18 protein-coding genes are annotated in these 17763 nt (G+C 68.7%); 9 read left to right on the top strand and 9 right to left on the bottom strand.

Features of this window, described 5'->3' with window-relative positions; genetic code table 11:
- Window positions 1-22 precede the first annotated feature (22 nt).
- From LDO27_RS18790 to LDO27_RS18775, 4 genes are all read right to left on the bottom strand, one after another.
- Window positions 23-1180, bottom strand: coding sequence for an acyl-CoA dehydrogenase family protein (locus LDO27_RS18790; RefSeq protein WP_224043383.1), 1158 nt, complete (start codon window positions 1178-1180; stop codon window positions 23-25).
- Window positions 1181-1219: 39 nt separating this feature from the next.
- A complete protein-coding gene (locus LDO27_RS18785; RefSeq protein WP_224043382.1) occupies window positions 1220-2209 on the bottom strand; it encodes a tripartite tricarboxylate transporter substrate binding protein in 990 nt (329 codons plus the stop codon).
- Window positions 2210-2278: 69 nt separating this feature from the next.
- A complete protein-coding gene (locus LDO27_RS18780; RefSeq protein ID WP_224043381.1) occupies window positions 2279-2740 on the bottom strand; it encodes a MaoC family dehydratase in 462 nt (153 codons plus the stop codon).
- On the bottom strand, window positions 2737-3975 hold the full coding sequence (locus LDO27_RS18775; protein ID WP_224043380.1) for a CaiB/BaiF CoA transferase family protein: 1239 nt from the start codon (window positions 3973-3975) through the stop codon (window positions 2737-2739). Before LDO27_RS18775 ends, LDO27_RS18780 begins: the two co-directional genes overlap by 4 nt.
- Window positions 3976-4076: 101 nt before the next feature.
- Here LDO27_RS18775 and LDO27_RS18770 point away from each other — a divergent pair, with 101 nt between their 5' ends.
- On the top strand, window positions 4077-5033 hold the full coding sequence (locus tag LDO27_RS18770) for a LysR family transcriptional regulator (RefSeq protein ID WP_224043378.1): 957 nt from the start codon (window positions 4077-4079) through the stop codon (window positions 5031-5033).
- Here the strand turns inward: LDO27_RS18770 and LDO27_RS18765 are convergent.
- From LDO27_RS18765 to LDO27_RS18755, 3 genes are all read right to left on the bottom strand, one after another.
- A complete protein-coding gene (locus LDO27_RS18765) occupies window positions 4963-6942 on the bottom strand; it encodes an alpha/beta hydrolase family protein (RefSeq protein ID WP_224043376.1) in 1980 nt (659 codons plus the stop codon). The genes LDO27_RS18770 and LDO27_RS18765 overlap by 71 nt on opposite strands.
- Window positions 6943-7048: 106 nt before the next feature.
- Window positions 7049-7261, bottom strand: a complete 213-nt coding sequence (locus LDO27_RS18760) for a hypothetical protein (protein ID WP_224043374.1) — start codon at window positions 7259-7261, stop codon at window positions 7049-7051.
- Between the two features lie 104 nt (window positions 7262-7365).
- On the bottom strand, window positions 7366-7845 hold the full coding sequence (locus LDO27_RS18755) for a hypothetical protein (RefSeq protein ID WP_224043372.1): 480 nt from the start codon (window positions 7843-7845) through the stop codon (window positions 7366-7368).
- Between the two features lie 477 nt (window positions 7846-8322).
- Between LDO27_RS18755 and LDO27_RS18750 the strand changes: the two genes are divergently transcribed.
- The 4 genes from LDO27_RS18750 (at window position 8323) to LDO27_RS18735 (ending at window position 11322) form a co-directional block, all read left to right on the top strand.
- Window positions 8323-9516, top strand: coding sequence for a hypothetical protein (locus tag LDO27_RS18750; protein ID WP_224043370.1), 1194 nt, complete (start codon window positions 8323-8325; stop codon window positions 9514-9516).
- A gap of 34 nt (window positions 9517-9550) precedes the next feature.
- Window positions 9551-10591 carry a ferritin-like domain-containing protein gene (locus LDO27_RS18745; RefSeq protein ID WP_224043369.1) on the top strand — a complete coding sequence of 347 codons (1041 nt, stop codon included), beginning with the start codon at window positions 9551-9553 and terminating at the stop codon, window positions 10589-10591.
- 134 nt (window positions 10592-10725) lie between these two features.
- Complete coding sequence (locus LDO27_RS18740; RefSeq protein WP_222207313.1) at window positions 10726-10995, top strand: hypothetical protein; 270 nt, start codon at window positions 10726-10728, stop codon at window positions 10993-10995.
- Window positions 10996-11061: 66 nt separating this feature from the next.
- Window positions 11062-11322: a DUF2795 domain-containing protein gene (locus tag LDO27_RS18735; RefSeq protein WP_224043367.1), complete on the top strand. Its 261-nt coding sequence runs from the start codon at window positions 11062-11064 to the stop codon at window positions 11320-11322.
- A gap of 60 nt (window positions 11323-11382) precedes the next feature.
- Here the strand turns inward: LDO27_RS18735 and LDO27_RS18730 are convergent, their stop codons facing one another.
- Entirely contained in the window at window positions 11383-12195 is an 813-nt protein-coding gene (locus LDO27_RS18730) for a GntR family transcriptional regulator (protein WP_222207315.1), read from the bottom strand.
- Window positions 12196-12379: 184 nt separating this feature from the next.
- On the opposite strand from LDO27_RS18730, the gene LDO27_RS18725 reads away from it, so the two are divergent.
- The 3 genes from LDO27_RS18725 to LDO27_RS18715 all read left to right on the top strand — a co-directional run bounded on the left by LDO27_RS18725 (window position 12380) and on the right by LDO27_RS18715 (window position 15518).
- On the top strand, window positions 12380-13369 hold the full coding sequence (locus LDO27_RS18725; protein WP_224043365.1) for a Bug family tripartite tricarboxylate transporter substrate binding protein: 990 nt from the start codon (window positions 12380-12382) through the stop codon (window positions 13367-13369).
- Window positions 13370-13390: 21 nt separating this feature from the next.
- Window positions 13391-14197: an enoyl-CoA hydratase/isomerase family protein gene (locus tag LDO27_RS18720; protein ID WP_224043363.1), complete on the top strand. Its 807-nt coding sequence runs from the start codon at window positions 13391-13393 to the stop codon at window positions 14195-14197.
- Between the two features lie 70 nt (window positions 14198-14267).
- On the top strand, window positions 14268-15518 hold the full coding sequence (locus LDO27_RS18715) for a CaiB/BaiF CoA transferase family protein (RefSeq protein ID WP_224043360.1): 1251 nt from the start codon (window positions 14268-14270) through the stop codon (window positions 15516-15518).
- Between the two features lie 51 nt (window positions 15519-15569).
- Here LDO27_RS18715 and LDO27_RS18710 read toward each other — a convergent pair whose 3' ends face one another.
- Entirely contained in the window at window positions 15570-16496 is a 927-nt protein-coding gene (locus LDO27_RS18710) for a LysR family transcriptional regulator (RefSeq protein WP_222207318.1), read from the bottom strand.
- A 290-nt stretch (window positions 16497-16786) separates the two neighbouring features.
- Between LDO27_RS18710 and LDO27_RS18705 the strand changes: the two genes are divergently transcribed.
- Window positions 16787-17701 (top strand): alpha/beta hydrolase, encoded by a 915-nt coding sequence (locus LDO27_RS18705; protein ID WP_222207319.1) that lies wholly within the window; start codon window positions 16787-16789, stop codon window positions 17699-17701.
- The last annotated feature ends 62 nt before the right edge of the window (window positions 17702-17763 follow it).

The following is a 17763-nucleotide window of genomic DNA, read 5'->3' as shown; positions in this document are numbered from 1 at the left end:
TCGGAGGAAGAAGGAGCGGCCGTCAGCGCAGCCCGAGTCCGCGCGCGATCATGCCGCGCAGGATCTCGCGGGTGCCGCCGCGCAGGGAATAGGAGGGCGCGATCTGCGTCACGTAGGCGAGCGTGCGGTAGAGCGACGCGTCGTCGGCCAGCGCGGGATCGTCACCAAGCGCGCCCTCCACCAGCGCGGGGATCGATTGCTCGAAGGCGGTCCCCAGGTCCTTGACCACCGCGGCCTCCACCAGCGGGCTCTCGCCGTTCGCAAGCCGCGCGGTAACCGCGATGGACATCGCACGCAGCACCGTCAGCTGTCCCATCAGCCTGCCGACAGTCTCGACGCCGTGCGGCGAGGGCCGGCGGCGCAGGGCATCGATCCACCCATCGAGCAAAACCACGCTCGAATACAGGCGCTCCGGTCCGCTGCGCTCGAACGCGAGCTCGGCATTGACCTGCGCCCAGCCGCTGCCTTCCTGGCCGAGCAGCGCTTCGGCATCCAGTTCCACATCGTCGAAGGCGACCTCGGAGAAATGCGCGTCCCCGGCCAGATCGCGGATGGGGCGCACCGTGACACCCGGCGCGGCGAGGTCGACGATGACCTGGGACAGACCCTGCTGGCGGTCGCCGGCCTGGCCGGAGGTGCGCACCAGCGCGATCATGTAGTGGCAGCGGTCCGCGTTGGTCGTCCAGATCTTGCGGCCGTTCAGCCGCCATCCGCCTCCGGCGGCTGGCGTGGCGCGTGTGCCGACGCTGGCCAGATCCGAGCCGGCGTCCGGCTCGCTCATGCCGATGCAGAAGAACGCGTCGCCACGGCAGATGGCCGGCAGATAGCGCGCCTGCTGCGCCGCGCTGCCGTAGCGCTCGATCAGCGGACCGCTCTGGCGGTCGGCGATCCAGTGCGCGGACACCGGCGCGCCCGCGGCCAGCAGTTCCTCCACCAGCACGAAGCGGCTGAACGGATCCAGGCCCGCGCCGCCATGGCGGGGCGCGAGCGTGATGCCGACCCAGCCGCGCGCCGCCAGCGCGCGGCTGAATCCGGCATCGAAGCCCATCCACGAGCGCGCGCGGATTTCCGCGGGCAGGGCGGGCAGATGCGCGGCCAGGAATTCGCGCACCTGTTCGCGAAAGGCGGCCGCGTGCGGCGGCAGCGCGGTCAGGGTGAAGGTGGAGAGCAGCGCGGTCATGGGCGTCAGGCGTAGGCAGGTGGTGCGCGGGGCGGCGCTTCAGTCCAGCGTGACGCCGGAATCGTGCACGACCTTGCGCCAGCGCTCGGTCTCGGCGTCCAGATAGCTGCCATAGGCTTCCGGCGTGGTCCCGCGCGGTTCGGCGCCCTGGGCCGCGAGACTGGCGCGTACCTCGGGCGCCGCCAGCGCCTTGACGGTGGCCGCGTTGAGCTTGCGCACGATATCCGCCGGCGTCTTCGCCGGCACCACCATGCCTTGCCATGCGGCGACCTCGAAGCCCGGCATCACGGTCTCGGCGACCGTCGGCACATTGGGCAGCAGGCTGTTGCGCTTCAGGCTGGTCACCGCCAGCGCGCGCAGGCGGTTGTCGCGGATGAACGGCAGGGAGGAATTGATGGTGTCCGCCATGAACTGCACCTGCCCGCCGGCCAAATCGGTCAAGGCCGGCGCGCTGCCCTTGTAGGGCGCGTGCACGGCGCGGATGCCATTGGCCTCCAGGAACAGGAAGGCGGCCAGGTGCGTCACGTTGCCGTTGCCGGCCGACGCATAGGTCAGCTTGCCCGGTTGCGTGCGCGCGTATTCGATGAACTCCTGCAGCGTCTTGACGGGCAACTGCGCGTTGACCTCGATCACCAGCGGCACGGCCGCCGTCAACGCCACCGGTGCGAAATCGCGGCGGCTGTCGTAGTTCAGCTTGCGGTACAGCGTGGCGCTCAACGCGAGGGAAGAGGTGTTGTAGAGCACGGTATAGCCGTCCGCTGGCGCCTTGGCCACGAGTTCGGCGCCGATATTGCCGTTGGCGCCCGGGCGGTTGTCGACCAGCACCTGCTGGCCGAGTTCGTCGGACATCTGCTTCGCGATCACGCGGGCCACGAGGTCGGTCGGGCCGCCCGGCGGGAAGGGCACCACCAGCTTGACAGGGCGCGACGGAAAGCCGGCGGCGTCGCTCGCGTGGGCCGCGGCCGGCAACAGCGCCGCAAGGGCAAGAAGCGGGGCGGCGATGGCCGCCGTCAGATGCTGCAGTGTCATGGGTCGTCTCCTCCGCGCGGCTTGTGCGCCGCGTCGTCGTGGTATCGGCGGGCGGGCCGCCTTTCGGCTTCAGCGTCCGGCCAGCAGGCGCCGGGCGGTATAGGTCATGACTTTCTCGTGGCGCTGGTTGTAGACCTCGATCGTCGAATCGACCACCGCACGGCCGCTCTTCGATGTCGGGCGAATGCCGGTCACCGTCACGGTGGCCCACACCGTGTCGCCCACCACCACCGGCCCGTGGATCTTCTGCGTCAGCTCCAGCATGGCCAGGCCGGTGCCCTGGATCATGGTCTGCAGGATGAAGCCCTCGATCAGCGAGTAGGTCAGCGCCCCCGGCACCGGACGTCCCGCCATCGCGCCGCCCTCGTAGCCGTCCTCGATGAAGATGGCCTCGAGCATGCCGGTGACGCCGATGAAATTGACCAGATCGGTCTCGGTCACCGTGCGGCGGAAGGTGCGAAAGACCTGGCCCTCCGTCAGGTCCTGCCAGTAGAAGCCCTGGCCGAGCCGGGGCAATGCCTCGGTGTTCATCGTGTCTCCTTGTCGGTTGTTGTGATGGTGGTGGTCCTCGCGGCGTTGCCGGCCGCGCGGACGCGCAGGACCGCGTCGATCTCCACCTGCGTCAGCCCGACCTCGGCCAGCACCGCGGCGGTGTGCTCGCCCAGCCGTGGCGGCATGCCGGGGGCGGCGCGCTCGCCATCGAAGCGCACCGGCGCGCCGGGAAAGCGCAGCGTGCCCATCGAGGGATCGTGCAGCGAGGAGAAGAAATCCGTTGCCCGCAGGTGCGGATCGTCCGGCAGTTCAGCGAGCTGGTTGACCCGGGCCACGGGAATCTGCAGCGATTCGCACAGCGCGAGCCAGTCGGCCGTGCTGCGCTGGCTCACGATCTCGCCCGTCAGCTCGTACAGCGCCTCGATATGCCGGGTGCGCGCCGAGATGTCGGCGAAGCGGGAGTCGTCCGCGAGATCGGGCCGTTGCGCGGCCAGGAAGAAGCTGCGCCAGTGGGCATCGGTGTACGGCATCATGCAGACGTGGCCATCGGCGGTGCGATACGGCCGGCGCAGCGGCGCCAGTACCCGCGGATAGCCCGCGGGACCGCGCGGCGGTTCGAAGTGCAGCCCGTACAGGTGTTCGACCAGGTTGAACGACACCATCGACTCGAACATCGGCACATCGAGGCGCGATCCGCGCGCGCCGGGCTCGCGGGCCCCGCGGCCGGCCAGCGCGGCGCAGATGGACAGCGCCGCGATCAGGCCGCAGGTCTTGTCCGCCGCGATCGTGGGAAAGTAGCGGGCCTCCCCGGTCTGCGCGGCCATCAACGCGGCATTGCCGGACAGGCCCTGGATGATGTCGTCGTAGGCGGGTTTGCCGCCATAGGGCCCATCCTCGGCAAAGCCGAGCAGGCTTGCGTAGACGAGGTCGGGATGGCGCGCCATCACCGCGTCGGGCGCCAGCCCCAGCGCCGCCAGCTTCTGCGGCCGCATGCTGTGCATCAGCACGTCGGCGCTGCCGAGCAGGCGATCCATCGCGACCTGTGCGGCCGGCTGCTTCAGGTCCAGCGTCACGCTGCGCTTGCCACGGTTCACGCCCAGAAAGATCGCGGCCATGCCGTCTTCCGTCGCCGGACCGGTGTGGCGCGTCGAATCGCCCTCCGGCGGCTCCACCTTGATGACGTCCGCGCCAAGGTCGGCCAGCCACTGGCTGGCGTAGGGGCCCATCACCACGGTGGAAAGATCCACCACCCGGATACCTGCTAGCGGAAGCATGCGGCCTTCTCCGTCCGATTTACCTATGCCACAGCATAGGCGCGGGCCTGCGACCGGTCTAATATTAGTTTTTTCGGAACCGATATCCGGGAGATATCAGCGTGGATCTGCGCCAGTTGCAGCAATTCGTCATGCTCGCCGAAACCGGCAACTTTCATCGCGCCGCCGAGCGGCTGCACATGGCCCAGCCGCCGCTGTCCATCTCGATACGCAAGCTGGAGGCGGAACTGGGCACGCCGCTGTTCGAACGGACTTCGCGCGGCGTGCGGCTGACCCAGGCCGGGCAGGCGGCGCTTCAGGATGCGCGGCGCGCGCTGTTCCACGCCGCCCAGGCGCGCGCCGCGGTGGCGGCCGCGGCTCAGGGCGAACGCGGGGCGCTGCGCATCGGCTTTATCGGCTCGGCCACCTATGCGCTGCTGCCCAAGCTGATTCCGGCCTTTCGCGCGGCTTACCCCGGTATCGAACTGGTGCTGAACGAGTCGACCACCGCCTCGATCCTGGACCGGCTGGAAAAGCGGCAGCTCGATGCGGGACTGGTGCGGTTCCCGGTGCTGGGCAGCGGGGATTTCGTGCTGACGCCGCTGGAGAACGATGTCTTCGTGGCGGCCGTGCCGGCGGACAGTCCCCATGCCCGTGCCGGCGACACCATCGCGCTGCACGATCTTGCGCAGGAGCCGTTCATCATGCATCCGGCGACGGAGGTGCCCAACCAGCGCGCGGTGGCCATGATGCTCTGCCAGCAGGCGGGCTTCGTGCCGCGCGTGGCGCAGCAGGCGGTGCAGGTGCAAACCATCGTGAGCCTGGTCGAGAGCGGCCTCGGGGTGGCGCTGGTGCCGGGCGTCACCGCGCGCCACACCAACTCGCGCGTGCGTTTCCTGGCGCTGTCCAGCCCCAGGCCGCTGCCGCGCATCGGCATCGCGCTGGCGACCCGCACCGACGCGGAGGACCCGCACGTGGCGCGGCTGCTGCGGGTGGCGCGGGACGCGGTCAGCCTGCCGGCTGCCCGGAGCCGTCGTCGTCCGGCAGCGGCTGCTGTATCCAGCGTTCCAGCCAGTTGACCATCCGGGTCATCACATCGACGCGCTGCGAGGGCGGTCCGTCTTCGTAGAAGTGATGGTCCCCTCCGGGATACAGCACCATCTCGGCGGGCGTGTCGGTGGCGCGCATGATGCGCACAAAGAAATCCTCGGCCTGCCCCACCGGGCAGCGCTGGTCGTCCTTGCCGTTGACCACGAGTACGGGTGTACGCACGCGGTCGGCGAGCTGCGCGGACGATGGCCTTGCGTATTGTTCCGGATCGGCCATGGGCTCGCCGACCATGTCGTACGGGTCCGCGTAGTAGCCGCTGTCCGAGGTGCCGTAGTGTGTCTCCATATTGGTGATGGGCGCCGACACCACGGCGGCGCGAAAGCGCCGGGTGGCAGCAATTGCCCATGCTGCCGCGTAGCCGCCGTATGACTTGCCGGCGATGGCCAGCCGGCCGTCGACCTCGCCGTCGGCATGCAGCCGGTCGGCAGCGGCCAGGTGCTGGTGCAGGTCCAGGTCGCCCCACCTGCCACGCAGCCGCTTGGAGAAGTCGTGGCCATAGCTGCTGGAGCCGACCGCGTTGAGCGCGAGGACGGTCCAGCCTCGCGACACCAGCGCGTTCCAGTACGGGTGCGAGCCATAGGCCAGCAGCGCGTAGCTGGCAGGGCCGCCGTGCACGTCGACCAACAGTGGCCCGGGAGCGCGATCGTCGCCCGGACTGACGACCCAGCCTTCGACACGCTCGCGGCCGCCTTCGCCATCGGGTACGTCGAAGCCGCGCACCTGCACACGCGGCAGCGCGCGCTCATGCCACCACGCGTTCAGCCGCGACAGTTGCGCTTCGGACCCTCCCCGGCGGGCACAGGAAAAGATCTGGTTCGGTTCGCGCGGCGATTCCGCGGCAAATCCGAGACGCCCTCCGCCGCAGGCCGCCAGCGCGGACACGTGCCGCTCGCCCCCGGCGATGGTGCGATAACTGCCGTCCGGCAGGGTGACATGGCCGACCTCCTGCATGCCACGGCGCGCGGCGATCAGCACCACGCCGCGGCTGTCTTCGTCCCATGTCACGCTGCCGCCGTCGACCACATCGAACGTGTCGTTGTCGATGCAACGCACCGTGCCGGTCTCGCCGTCGATGGTCCACAGCCGGATCTGCGCATCGCCCTCGTGCGCGCTCCCCGTGAAGACGATGGTGCGCCCGTCGGGGGACCACGTGGCGAACTGCGCGGTGGCGACGTCGAAGGTGAGCTGCCGAACATTGCCGCCATCGGCGTCCATGCGCCAGATGTCGGTTCGGTGCGCGCAGCGCTCGTCCCGCGTGCGCGCGTACAGGATCGACTTGCCGTCGGGCGCCCACGACATGCCGCGCACGTCGAATGCACCGCTGGTGAGCTGCTCCGCGTCGCCCGTCTTCGCATCCACCACGAACAGGTGGACCTGTTGGTTCAGGATGTAGCCAAGGCCGTCGCTCTTGTACGGCAGGCGCCAGACTATCTCCGGTCCGCCGCTCGCGACTTGCTTCGCCTCTCCGCTTACGGATACCGGATCGACAGCGAGCGATACCGTCACCAGCAGCCTGTGGCCGTCCGGCGACCAGGCGATCGACACCACGTGCTGCATCAGGTGAGTGAGCTGGCGCCGTTCTCCGCCATCGCGCTCGATCAGAAAAACTTGCAGGTTTCCGTCCTCGCCTTCGGAAACAAATGCAAGGCGCCTGCCGTCGGGGGACCAGTTGGGTGAGTTGTCCAGCGAGGTGCCGGCAGTCAGCTGGCGCGGCGCGCCGCCACCGGCGGGGTAGCACCAGATCGCGGAGCGATACGTGTCGGCGGTACGGTCGACACGCTCGATGGTGCAGGCAAGCAGATCCGTAGCGGGGGATCCGCAAAGATCCTTGATGCGCTCGTACAGGACGAGGTCTTCGGATTCAAACGACTTGGGCATTGCGCAACGTCTCCTGCCGGCTTCCGCATGCATGGCGGCGCGGGGTCGGTCTATATGAAAACGCCCCGGCAAAGGACCGGGGCGCACGGTGATGAATCTACAAGCATTATTTCTGTTGCTGGCGGTTCTGCTGGTTCTGCTGGTTCTCTTGGTTCTGCTGCTTGTTCTGCTGGTTCTCCTGGTTCTGCTGTTTGTTCTGTTGGTTCTCTTGGTTCTGCTGTTTGTTCTGCTGGTTCTCCTGATTCTGCTGCTGGTTCTGATTCTGCTGATTTTGGTTCTGTTGGTTCTGTTGGTTCTGTTGGTTTTGCTGGTTCGCCATGATGGTCTCCGAGGTTGCGGACGAAGGGTGCCGCGATCTGTCATATGCAACCGGCATGCCCGTCTCCGGCCGCCGGCTGCGGGTGCGCCAAAGGCGCGCATTCCTTAGCGGCCGCTGCTGCCGGATCCGCCGGCGCCGCCAGTGCCGCCCGAACCGGTACCGCCCATGCCGCCGCCGCTACCCATGCCGCCACTGCCGCCGGATCCGCCCGAACCGCTCGTGCCCGACGTCCCAGTGCCCCCGGTGCCGCCGCCCATGCTGCCCGAGCCGACGCCGCCGCTGCCCGTCGAGCCGGACGATCCTGCGCTGCCGGTGCCTGCGCTGCCCGAGCCCGTCGTGCCAGTGCCCGACTTGCCCGATCCGGCGCTGCCCGCGGGCGCCTTGCGGCCGCCGGATGGCGACTGTCCGCTGGTGCTGTCGCGGCGGCCGTGTTCCATGTCGCCGCGCTGGCCGCCGGTGGTGCCCGGCGTGGAGCCGGTCGCGCCGGTGCCGCCGCTCCCCGACGATCCGGTCTGCGCGATGGCGACCGCGCTGCCAAGCGCGGTGCATGCCGCGGCCACGATCAGAAGTTGCCGTGCTTTCATGATGTCGATCTCCTGTAGTAGTAGTGCGTCATTGCTCGCGGGAGCCGGCTCGGGTTCGGGCGGCTCAAGCCCGGCTCCCGTGAGCAACGTCACGCCAGGACATTCACGCAAGCGCCATTCCACAGGCGCGGCACGGCTTCGCAAGCGTTGTCGCGCAACACCGCATTCCCGCGCTGGCAGCGCGTGCCAGGCGTCCGCTCGTGGTGCCGCCCTGCCGTGCGACGCCTGCCGCGGTTCGGCGGGAAGTTTTGCAATGTGCAACCTGTTTTTACCGCCGTGAATTTATCCCGCACGAATTGCGCGGACAGCCACGCGTCGCTTCCATCCCATTTGACTGTGGCTCGCCCGGCGGCACGCGAGTTGCTTGGAGCGTGCAGGCGATTCGTTTCGCACGGCGTCCTGCGTTGTGCGTGCATTCGTTGGCACAACGTCCCCACGTCGTCAGCAACGGACGACCTGCAAACCGATGGAGCATTCATGGAAACCCTGACCGATCTGCTCGACGCCAAAGGCTGTCCTCTCGGCCGACAGCACTTCACCTGGAAGGAACTGACCCCCCCTCCGATCAGCAAGCTCGACGACGACGCATTCACCCGCGTGCGCATCATCCTGATGAACGGCATCGAGCTCGATGCACTGCGGCTCAAGCACATCATGGCGCGCTGCAATCGCGAGCTGCGCATTCCCCTGGCGCAGGTGCGCCGCGTGGAGCATCACCAGGCCACGATGATCAACTGGCTGATCGGCGCGGATCATTCGCCGCTGGAAACCACCATCGCCTACGAGCAGGTGGCCATCGAGGTCACCGCCGCGGTCGCGCAGACCGAGCCCGATCCCTACCAGGCTCAGGCATATCGCTTCGGCCTGCTGGAAGACTTCGACCACCTGTATCGGTACAGCGCGCTGCTGGACCGGCTCGAGGGCAAGGACCCGAACAACATCACGCAGGGATATACCGACATCGTGCCCGGCCGCTCGACATGGGTGGAGCACCGCGCGCCCCAGGACGACGTGCGCGAGAGCTACGACCGCAACAGCGCCGCGCTGATCACGAAGATCCACGCGGCAATGATCACGGCGGCCGAGTACCAGACCCACGACTACTACATGAACATCGGGCCGCTGTTCACCGATCCGGTGGCACGCCAGCTCTATGCGGAGATCGCCTCGATCGAGGAGCAGCACGTGACGCAGTACGGCTCCCTGACCGACCCGGACGAAAGCATGCTGGAGAAGTGGGTCATCCATGAAGCCATGGAGGCGTACAACTACTACAGCTGCGTGCAACAGGAGAGCAATCCGCGCATCAAGGCGATCTGGGAGCGCTTCCTCGACTACGAGCTGGGTCACCTCCACGTGGCCTGCGAACTGCTCAAGCACCACGAGCGCCGCGATCCGGCCGAGATCCTCGCCGGGCCGCTGCCCAAGCCGATCGAATTCGCCAGCCAGCGCGACTACGTACGCCAGGTGCTGGCCGCCGAGCTGGACCTGCGCGCCAACGGTACGAGCTTCGTGCCGCTGGAGCAGGACAGCCCGGCGTCGATAGCCTATCGCGATCACATGAATTCGGAGGGCTCGCCCTCGCGCATCGTGTCGGCCGGCTATGTCTGGACGCCCGGCACGGAGCTGGCCCGTGCACCGTCGCAGGCCGGCACGCTGGAACACGCCTGAGCGCCTTCCACGCCTATCCCACAGGAGAAAACGGATGCAACCGACCACACACATGGGCACCAATCGCACCGGTATCCAGATGTCGCCGATCGACAGCGAGAAGATGCAGCGCTACTCGGAAGCCATGGGCACCGACAGCCCGGTCATGGGCGACGGCATGGGTGCCGGCATGACGCCGATGGCCGATGGCGCCGGCGGCACGGCCCCCGTCGGTGTCGCGACCGCCGGCACGGTGCCTGCCGACATGGGGCTGAACGGCGGCGCGGCGACCGCCGCGCCGATGGCCGGCACGCCGGACCCGCTGGCGACCGGCCCGGCGGGCGGGGCCGCCGGTAGCGGCACCGCTTCGCCCGCCACCGCCGCGACCGGTACGGCGGGCGCCGACCTGCCGCCGACGCGCATGGCCGCCACCGGCATGGCGCCGACCGGCGTCGCGGTCATTGATGTCGCCAACCCGCAGGATCTGCCGGCGGCCACGATGCGCGGGGAGTATGTCGATGAAGCGGAGCGCATCGGCTCCATCCCGCTGCCAGGCACCGTCAAGGGTGTCGTCTCCACGATGATGGACAAGCTCAGCGGCGACCGGCCCGAGGTGCTGATCGACAAGCTCGGCGAACGCCTTGCCTTCGAGCGCACCGGCACGCGGCTGTACGACGCGATGATCACCAAGTGCCAGCGGCTGGAGACGGCGGAGGTGGACCCCGACATGATGGTCATGCTCCAGCGCATCCGCGACGAGGAAGCGCAGCACATGGCCCTGGTGGACAGCGCCATCCGTTCCATCGGCGGCGATCCCACGGCGATGACCCCATGCGCCGACGTTGCCGCCGTCGCCACCATGGGTGTGCTGCAGGTGGTCAACGATCCGCGCACGTCGCTGCCGCAATGCCTGAACGCGCTGCTGATCGCCGAGCTCACCGACAACGCCGGCTGGGAATTGCTGATCAAGCTTGCGCGCGCCAGCGGCCATACCGACATGGCGACGACGTTCGCACAGGCGCTGGCCGATGAAGAGCAGCACATGATGACCGTCAAGGGTTGGCTGCAGCGCGCCGTGGTGACCGAGGCAACCTAGCCTGCGGCATCGCGTTTGAACCGGGCTCCTTTTGGAGGTCGGCGCCTCACCGCCCGGACTCTCCAACTCCCCGCCGAGCGCGGGGGTTTTTTTTCCGGCGCGGCAGCGCGGGAATTCACACACCGGGAGACGACATGAAGGAATTGCGGTATCGGGACTACGTCATTGCCGCCCATGCGGTCAGCGTCGGGGCCAGCACGGGCGTGCGCTACGCCTATCAGGGCGAGATATATCCGGCGGTCGATGGCATGCCCGGCAGGGATATACCCGGCCGCTTCGAATCGGACGTCGAAGGCGGCTACATCAACGCGGCCAGCGCCGTCGAGGCGTGCCTGGAGCAGGGGCAGCGGCTGATCGATGCGCGTCTGGGCGCGGGCACCGCGGCTTCGCTGCAGCGGGAATAGGCCGGATCACAGCATGCCCGCGCCGCTGGCGCCGGGCGGGATCATATTGCCAACAAGGAGTCGATCATGAGTACATCGAAGCAGGAAGCGGGCAAGAACCAGGACCAGGAAGGCGGGGGCGGCCAGGGTGGCGGCGACGAAGCCAGCCCCATCGACGTGCAGCGCTCGCTCAAGGGCATCGACTTTCCCGCGAGCAAGGAGGACATCCTGGCGCAGGCGAAGCAGGGCGGCGCGGACGAGAACGTAATGGGGGAACTGGAGCAGATTCCCGACCGCGAGTACGACTCGCCCACCGACATCTCGCGCGAGCTCGGCAAGCTGCACTGAGCCCTTCCGCCGCGCCGCCATCCCCGGCCCGGCATGCGCGCCCGCGCATGCCGGCCGGTCCTACTGCTCCCGCCGCCGCGCCTCGCGCAGCGCGAAGTCGCGCTTCTCCAGCGCGTGTTCGCGCATCAACCGCTCGGTGGTGTCGGCATCGCGCGCCAGCAGCGCGGCGACGAACGCTTCGTGGTCGGCGGTCGCGGCAGACCACTCGTCCGGTTCCACGTTCGACTTGTAGCGCAGGTTCTGCACCCGCATGTTGAGCCGGCGGTAGGTTTCCGCCAGCGCGGGATTGTGCGCGGCGGCGCTGATGGCCACGTGCGTGCCCATGCTGGCCTCGAAATAGCGTTTGATGTCGCGCGCCGCGTACGCCTGCAGCATCTGCCGGTGCAGGTCCGCGATGTGTTCCAGCTCGGCATCGCTGGCGCGTTCCGCGGCGAGCTTGCCCGCCAGTCCTTCCATCACGGCCAGCACCTCGAACAGATTGGCGATGTCGTCCGCCGACAGTTCCACCACTTGCGCCCCGCGCTTGGGGAGCAACACCACCAGTCCATCCGAGGCGAGCAGCCGATAGGCCTCGCGCAACGGCGTGCGCGATACGCGCAAACGCTCGCACAGGTCGCGTTCGTTGAGCCAGACGCCGGGCACCAGCGTGCCGTCGGTAATCAGCTGCCGCAGCCGTTCCGCCACTACCGCGGCCAACGTGGGATGCTCGATCGCGAGGGGGTCGGCGCCGGCCTCGGTTGACTGGACGCCGGCGCCGGTGCGCCGGCCACGCTCGCCGCCATTGCGCGCAGCCGGCAGCAGCGGGGCGGCTCCGTTGCGCTCCGTCGGGGCGCGTGCTTCGTCCAGCGGCAGGCCGTCGTGAGGGTAAACCATGTACGGATGTTCCTTGGTCAGGGCTTGGGTTTGGGATATGGTATACCAAATCGCGCGGCCGCCGGACAGACCGGCCGGCCGATCGCGGCGGCGCGCCATATCCCGTACGCGCCAGCCGCGGTCAAGACGATCATAAGGCAGGGGCGACCGACTCCTGCCATGCCGACACCAGACCGGAGACAACATGCGCCACCCCTTGCTCGCCTTCGCCGCGCCGCTGGCCGCGATCGCCGTCAACCTCACCGCCGCCGCGCCCGCTTTCGCCGACGAATGGCCGTCGCGCCCCATCAAGCTGGTGGTCGGCTACGTGCCGGGCGGCGGCACCGACGTGGTGGCGCGCCTGCTGGCCGCGCGGCTGTCCGAGACGCTGGGGCAGAGCGTGGTCGTGGAAAATCGCGCGGGGGCCTCGGGCACCATCGGCGCGGACTACGTCGCCAAGGCCGCGCCGGATGGCTACACGCTGCTGATGGGCCATTCGATCGCCAACGTGATCGCGCCGAACGTGCTGCCCAAGATCAACTACGACCCCGCGCGCGACTTCACCGCCGTTCGCTACGTCGGCTATGTGCCCAACGTGCTGGTGGTCAATCCGTCGCGCGTGCAGGCGAACACGGTGTCCGAACTGATCGCCGCGGCCAAGAAGCAGCCCGGCAAGCTCACCTATGCCTCGTCGGGCATCGGCAGCACGCAGCACCTGGCCGGCGTGCTGTTCGACAAGATTGCCGGCACGAGCATGGTCCACGTGCCGTACAAGGGCAGCGGCCAGGCGGTGGCCGACCTGCTGGCCGGCAATGTCGACATGAACTTCGACACCATGCCGACCGTGCTCGAACACATCCGCGCGGGCAAGCTGCGCGCGCTGGCGATCTCCACGCCCCAGCGCGTGCCGGGCCTGCCCAACGTGCCGACGTTCGCCGAGGCCGGCATCCGCGGCTTCGACGTGACCAACTGGTATGCGGTGATGGGGCCCAAGGGCATGCCGCCGGCCGTGGTCGCGAAGCTCAACGACGCGATTGGCGCCGTGATGGCCAATGCCGATACGCGCGCCAAGCTGGTCGCGCAGGGCGTCCAGTTCGGCGGCCCGGACAGCCCGGCGGCGTTTGGCCAGTTCGTCGGCGCGGAGCTGGGCAAGTACGCGCGCATGACGAAGGAACTGAATGTCCGTGCCGAATAACGAGAACCAGGGAGACACACGATGACCCAGAGCATGCATACCGACCACGACGACGCGCCGCTGCTGGTGGAGCGCGACGGCGCCATCGCCACCGTGGTGCTGAACCGCCCCGCCAAGCTGAACGCCTTCACGCTGCCGATGTGGCAGCAACTCGGCGAAGCGTTCCGCGCGCTGTCCGCCAACGACACGGTGCGCTGCATCGTCGTGCGCGGCGCGGGCGAGCGCGCCTTCTCGCCGGGCAACGACATCTCCGAGTTCGCGGTGGCGCGCTCGAACAAGGAGCAGGCCATCGCCTACGGCAAGGTCATGCACGGCACGGCGCAGGCCATTCTCGACTGCCCGCATCCGGTCGTGGCGCAGATCCACGGCATCTGCGTGGGCGGCGGGCTGGAGGTGGCGGCCATGGCCGATATCCGCATCTGCGGCGAGAGCAGCCGCTTTGGCGCGCCGATCAAGAACCTCGGGCTGGTGATGGCCTATCCGGAAATGGCGCCGCTGATCCGGCTGGTCGGCGAGTCGCGAACGCTGGAGATCCTGCTCGAAGGGCGCATCTTCGGCGCCGCCGAGGCGCAGGGCATGGGCCTGGTGTCGCGCGTGGTCCCCGACGATCAGGTCGCGGCCGAGGCGCGTGCCACCGCCGAGCGCATCGCCGCCGGCGCGCCGCTGGTCGCGCGCTGGCACAAGAAGTTCGCGCGCAAGCTGGTGGCGGGCGACGCGCTGTCCGCGCGCGATCTCGACGAGGCCTTCGACTGCTTCGATACCGAGGACTTCCGTACCGGCTTCCAGGCGTTCCTCGCCAAGGAGACGCCCCGCTTCAACGGGCGCTGAGCCGTCCCGCCGCTTCGCAACTTCGCTCAACCGGCGCCGCCCTCGCGGCGGTCGCCGCAAGGATCCATCGATGTCGAACTCCAACTCCACTGCTTCCCCGACCGGCGCCGCTCCCGGCGCGCTGGCCGGCATGCGCGTGCTCGAACTGGCGCAGATCATGGCCGGCCCCACCTGCGGCATGATGCTGGCCGACCTCGGCGCCGACGTCATCAAGATCGAGAAGGTCGATGGCGGCGACGATGCGCGCGGCTATCGCGATCCGCAGATCAACGGCGTCTCGGCGCCTTTCCTGATGCTCAACCGCAACAAGCGCGGCATCGCGCTGGACCTGAAGGCGCCCGAAGGCCGCGAGGTCTTCCTGCGCATGGTGCGCGAGGCCGACGTGGTGATCGAGAACTTCCGCAAGGGCACGCTGGAGAAGCTCGGGCTGGGCTACGACACGCTGTCCGAGCTGAACCCCGGGCTGATCTACTGTGCGATTTCCGGCTATGGCCGCACCGGCCCGGCCGCCGACAAGGGCGGGTTCGACCTGATCGCCCAGGGCTTCACCGGGCTGATGGCCATCACGGGCGAGGAGGGCGGCCCGCCGCTGCGCACCGGCAATTCGATCGCCGACATCAACGCGGGCCTGCTGGCCGCGTTCGGCATCCTGGCCGCGTACCAGCACAAGCAGAAGACGGGCAAGGGCCAGATCGTCGAGACCTCGCTGATCGAGGCCGGGCTGCAGCAACTGTGCTGGCATGCGGCGATCCATTTCGCCACCGGCGAGTCGCCGGGGCCGAGCGGCTCGGCGCATATCCTGGCCACGCCGTATCAGGCGTTCCCCACGCAGGACGGCTACATCATCGTGGGCGGGGCCAACGAAAAGAACTGGGAGCGCATCGCGCAGGTGCTGGGCCGGCCGGAATGGCTTGAAGACCCGCGCTACCGCCTGAATGCCGACCGCATGCGGCATCGCGACACGCTGCTGCCGGCGATGAGCGAGATCCTGTCGACGCGGCCGTCGGCCCATTGGCTGGCCGAGTTCGACAAGGCCGGCGTCCCGGCCGGGCCGGTGCACTCGGTGGGCGAGGCGCTGAGCCACCCGCAGACGCTGGCGCGCGGCATGGTGGTCGAGCAGCAGCATGTGGAGGCCGGTGCCATCAAGACCATCGGCCTGCCGGTGAAGCTGTCCGCCACGCCCGCGCAATACCTGCGGCCGTCGCCGCGGCTGGGCGAGGATACGCGCGCGCTGCTGGCCGAATGCGGCTATGGGGAGGAGGAGATCGCCGCGATGCTGCGCGACGGGGTAGTGGCCGAACCGGCGCCCGTCCGCTCCTGACCGTGGCCGGCCGCGCGCGGGCGCGGCCGTATGTCACAGGCCGTCACGCGGTCAGGCGGCCAGGCGGCGCGGCTCGCCCATGTGCGGATGCTCGGCGAAGATCTCGGCGGCCCAGTCGACGAACACGCGCACCTTGGCCGACAGATGCCGGTTCTGCGGGTACATCGCCGAGATCGGCAGATCGTCGGCCCGCCAGTCGGGCATCACCTCGACCAGCCGGCCGCTGTCCAGGTAGGGCTGCGCCAGCACGCGCGCCATGCGCGCGATGCCCAGGCCCTCGACCGCGCCGCCGGTGTAGACCTCTGCGTCGTTGGTGGACAGCGCCGACGGCAGCAGGATCTCCAGCGGATTGCCGTCCTTGTGCATCAGCCAGGGCATCTCGCGGCCCGTGCGGTTCGACAGGAAATTCACCGCGGTGTGGTTCGCCAGGTCCTCCGGCGTGTGCGGCACGCCATGGCGGCGCAGATAGAGGGGCGAGGCGAACAGGCCCAGCTTCAGGCTGCCGATGCGGCGGGCCACCATCGTGTCGTCCACCGTGTCCCCCACGCGGATCACCACGTCTACCCCTTCCTTGAGCAGGTCGATGGGCTTGCCGTTGATGGTGAGCTCCAGCTTCAGGTCCGGGTAGCGCTCGAAGAATCCCTTCAGGTTGGGCAACAACACCAGTTGCGCCAGGCCGCTGATGGTGTCGACCGCCAGGGTGCCGCGCGGCGTCTGGTTCTGGTGGGTCAGCGACTGCTCGGCTTCCTCCACGTCGGCCAGGATGCGGACGCACCGTTCGTAATAGGCGGCGCCATCGGACGTCACGCTGATGCGGCGCGTGGTCCGGTGCAGCAGCTTGACGCCGAGGTGCGTTTCCAGATTCTGGATCAGCCGCGTCAGCGTGGCCTTGGGCAGATCGAGCGATTCGGCCGCGCGCGCGAAACTGCCGACGTCGACGACGCGGGTGAAGGCCTGCATAGAAACGAAACGGTCCATGATGACTTCCGGCAAGGAGCCCGGGAGGGCGGGGTCGCCGCCCCGCTGGCTCACGGAGGGCGGTCGGCGCGGTGGGGTGCCACCTCGGCCGACGCGCGAGTGGATCACAAAATCGATGACTTTGCACGACCTGGGGTTGCCGGCCGCGATTATTCCAAATCCAGAATAGTGCGTTGGCAAAGGTTCGCTTTATCCCAACTGCGTCAATCACCATAATCCAAGGCATCGCAACATGCTAGCGATGCGTCCATCCCGTCGGCACGCAGCGCGGCATCAACCCACCGAGCGCCATGGCCAAGCAACCGTCCCGACCCGAGTCCGCCGCCCCGTCCAGCACGACGGGTGGTCTGGCGCGCGTGGTCCGCCACGAGATTGCCAGCGCCGACCGCACCATTTGCGTGCACGTGGGCTATCCCGCCCAGCCGCGGCCGGTGTCGGCGCTGCCCTGGTTGCTGTACCTGCACGCGGGCGGGTTTGTGGATGGCGACGTGGAGGCGGCCGAATGCCTGACCGAATCGCTCGCCGCGACCGTCCCGGCGGTGGTGGTCGTGCCGGCCTATTCGCTGGCCCCGGAGCATCCGTTTCCCGCCGCGCCCGAGGACGCCTTCAATACGGCCGAATGGGTGCTGCGCCAGGCCCGCAAGCTCAAGGTCAACAAGCTGGACTTCGCCGTGGTCGGCGAGGAGGCGGGCGGCAACCTCGCCATCGCGGTGTCGCAGATGCTGCGCGATCGCGGCCTGCCGGTGCCGCGCGCGCAATGGCTGATCCGCCCGGTGACCGATCCGTGCTTGCAGCATGCGTCCTGCACCAGCGGCGCCGTGCCGCTGCAGACCCTGCAGCGCCTCGCGTCGTGCTATCGCGAATACCTGCCCACGCCGGCCGCCAGCGTGCATCCCTATGCCGCGCCCGCCCATGCGTCGCGCATGGCGGGACTGCCGCCGACGCTGATCCAGGTGGCCGAGCAGGACGCGCTGCGTGCGGAGGGCGAAGCCTTCGGCCGCAAGCTGGCCGAAGCCGGCGTGTCCGCTGAAACCCATGTCATGCCCGGCGCCTGTGGCGACGGTGTCGAAGAATCCCACGACCAATGTCAGGTGTGGCTAAACGAAGGTGCGCATTTCCTGCGGAAGTACCTCGCGGGCGATGACGATGCCTCATCCCGGCTCGAACGCCGGCCTGCCGCCAAACCTTCGGGTTGGGCGCCATGAAGCCGGTCGGGCGACACGGCCGCTGCATTACCGCGTAGCTGTTCCCGATTGATTGTCTGCCT

The sequence above is a fragment of the Cupriavidus respiraculi genome, from assembly GCF_914271545.1.
GTDB lineage: Bacteria > Pseudomonadota > Gammaproteobacteria > Burkholderiales > Burkholderiaceae > Cupriavidus > Cupriavidus respiraculi.
Note: the sequence above shows the minus strand (reverse complement) of the source record. Positions and strands in the feature narration are given on the sequence as shown.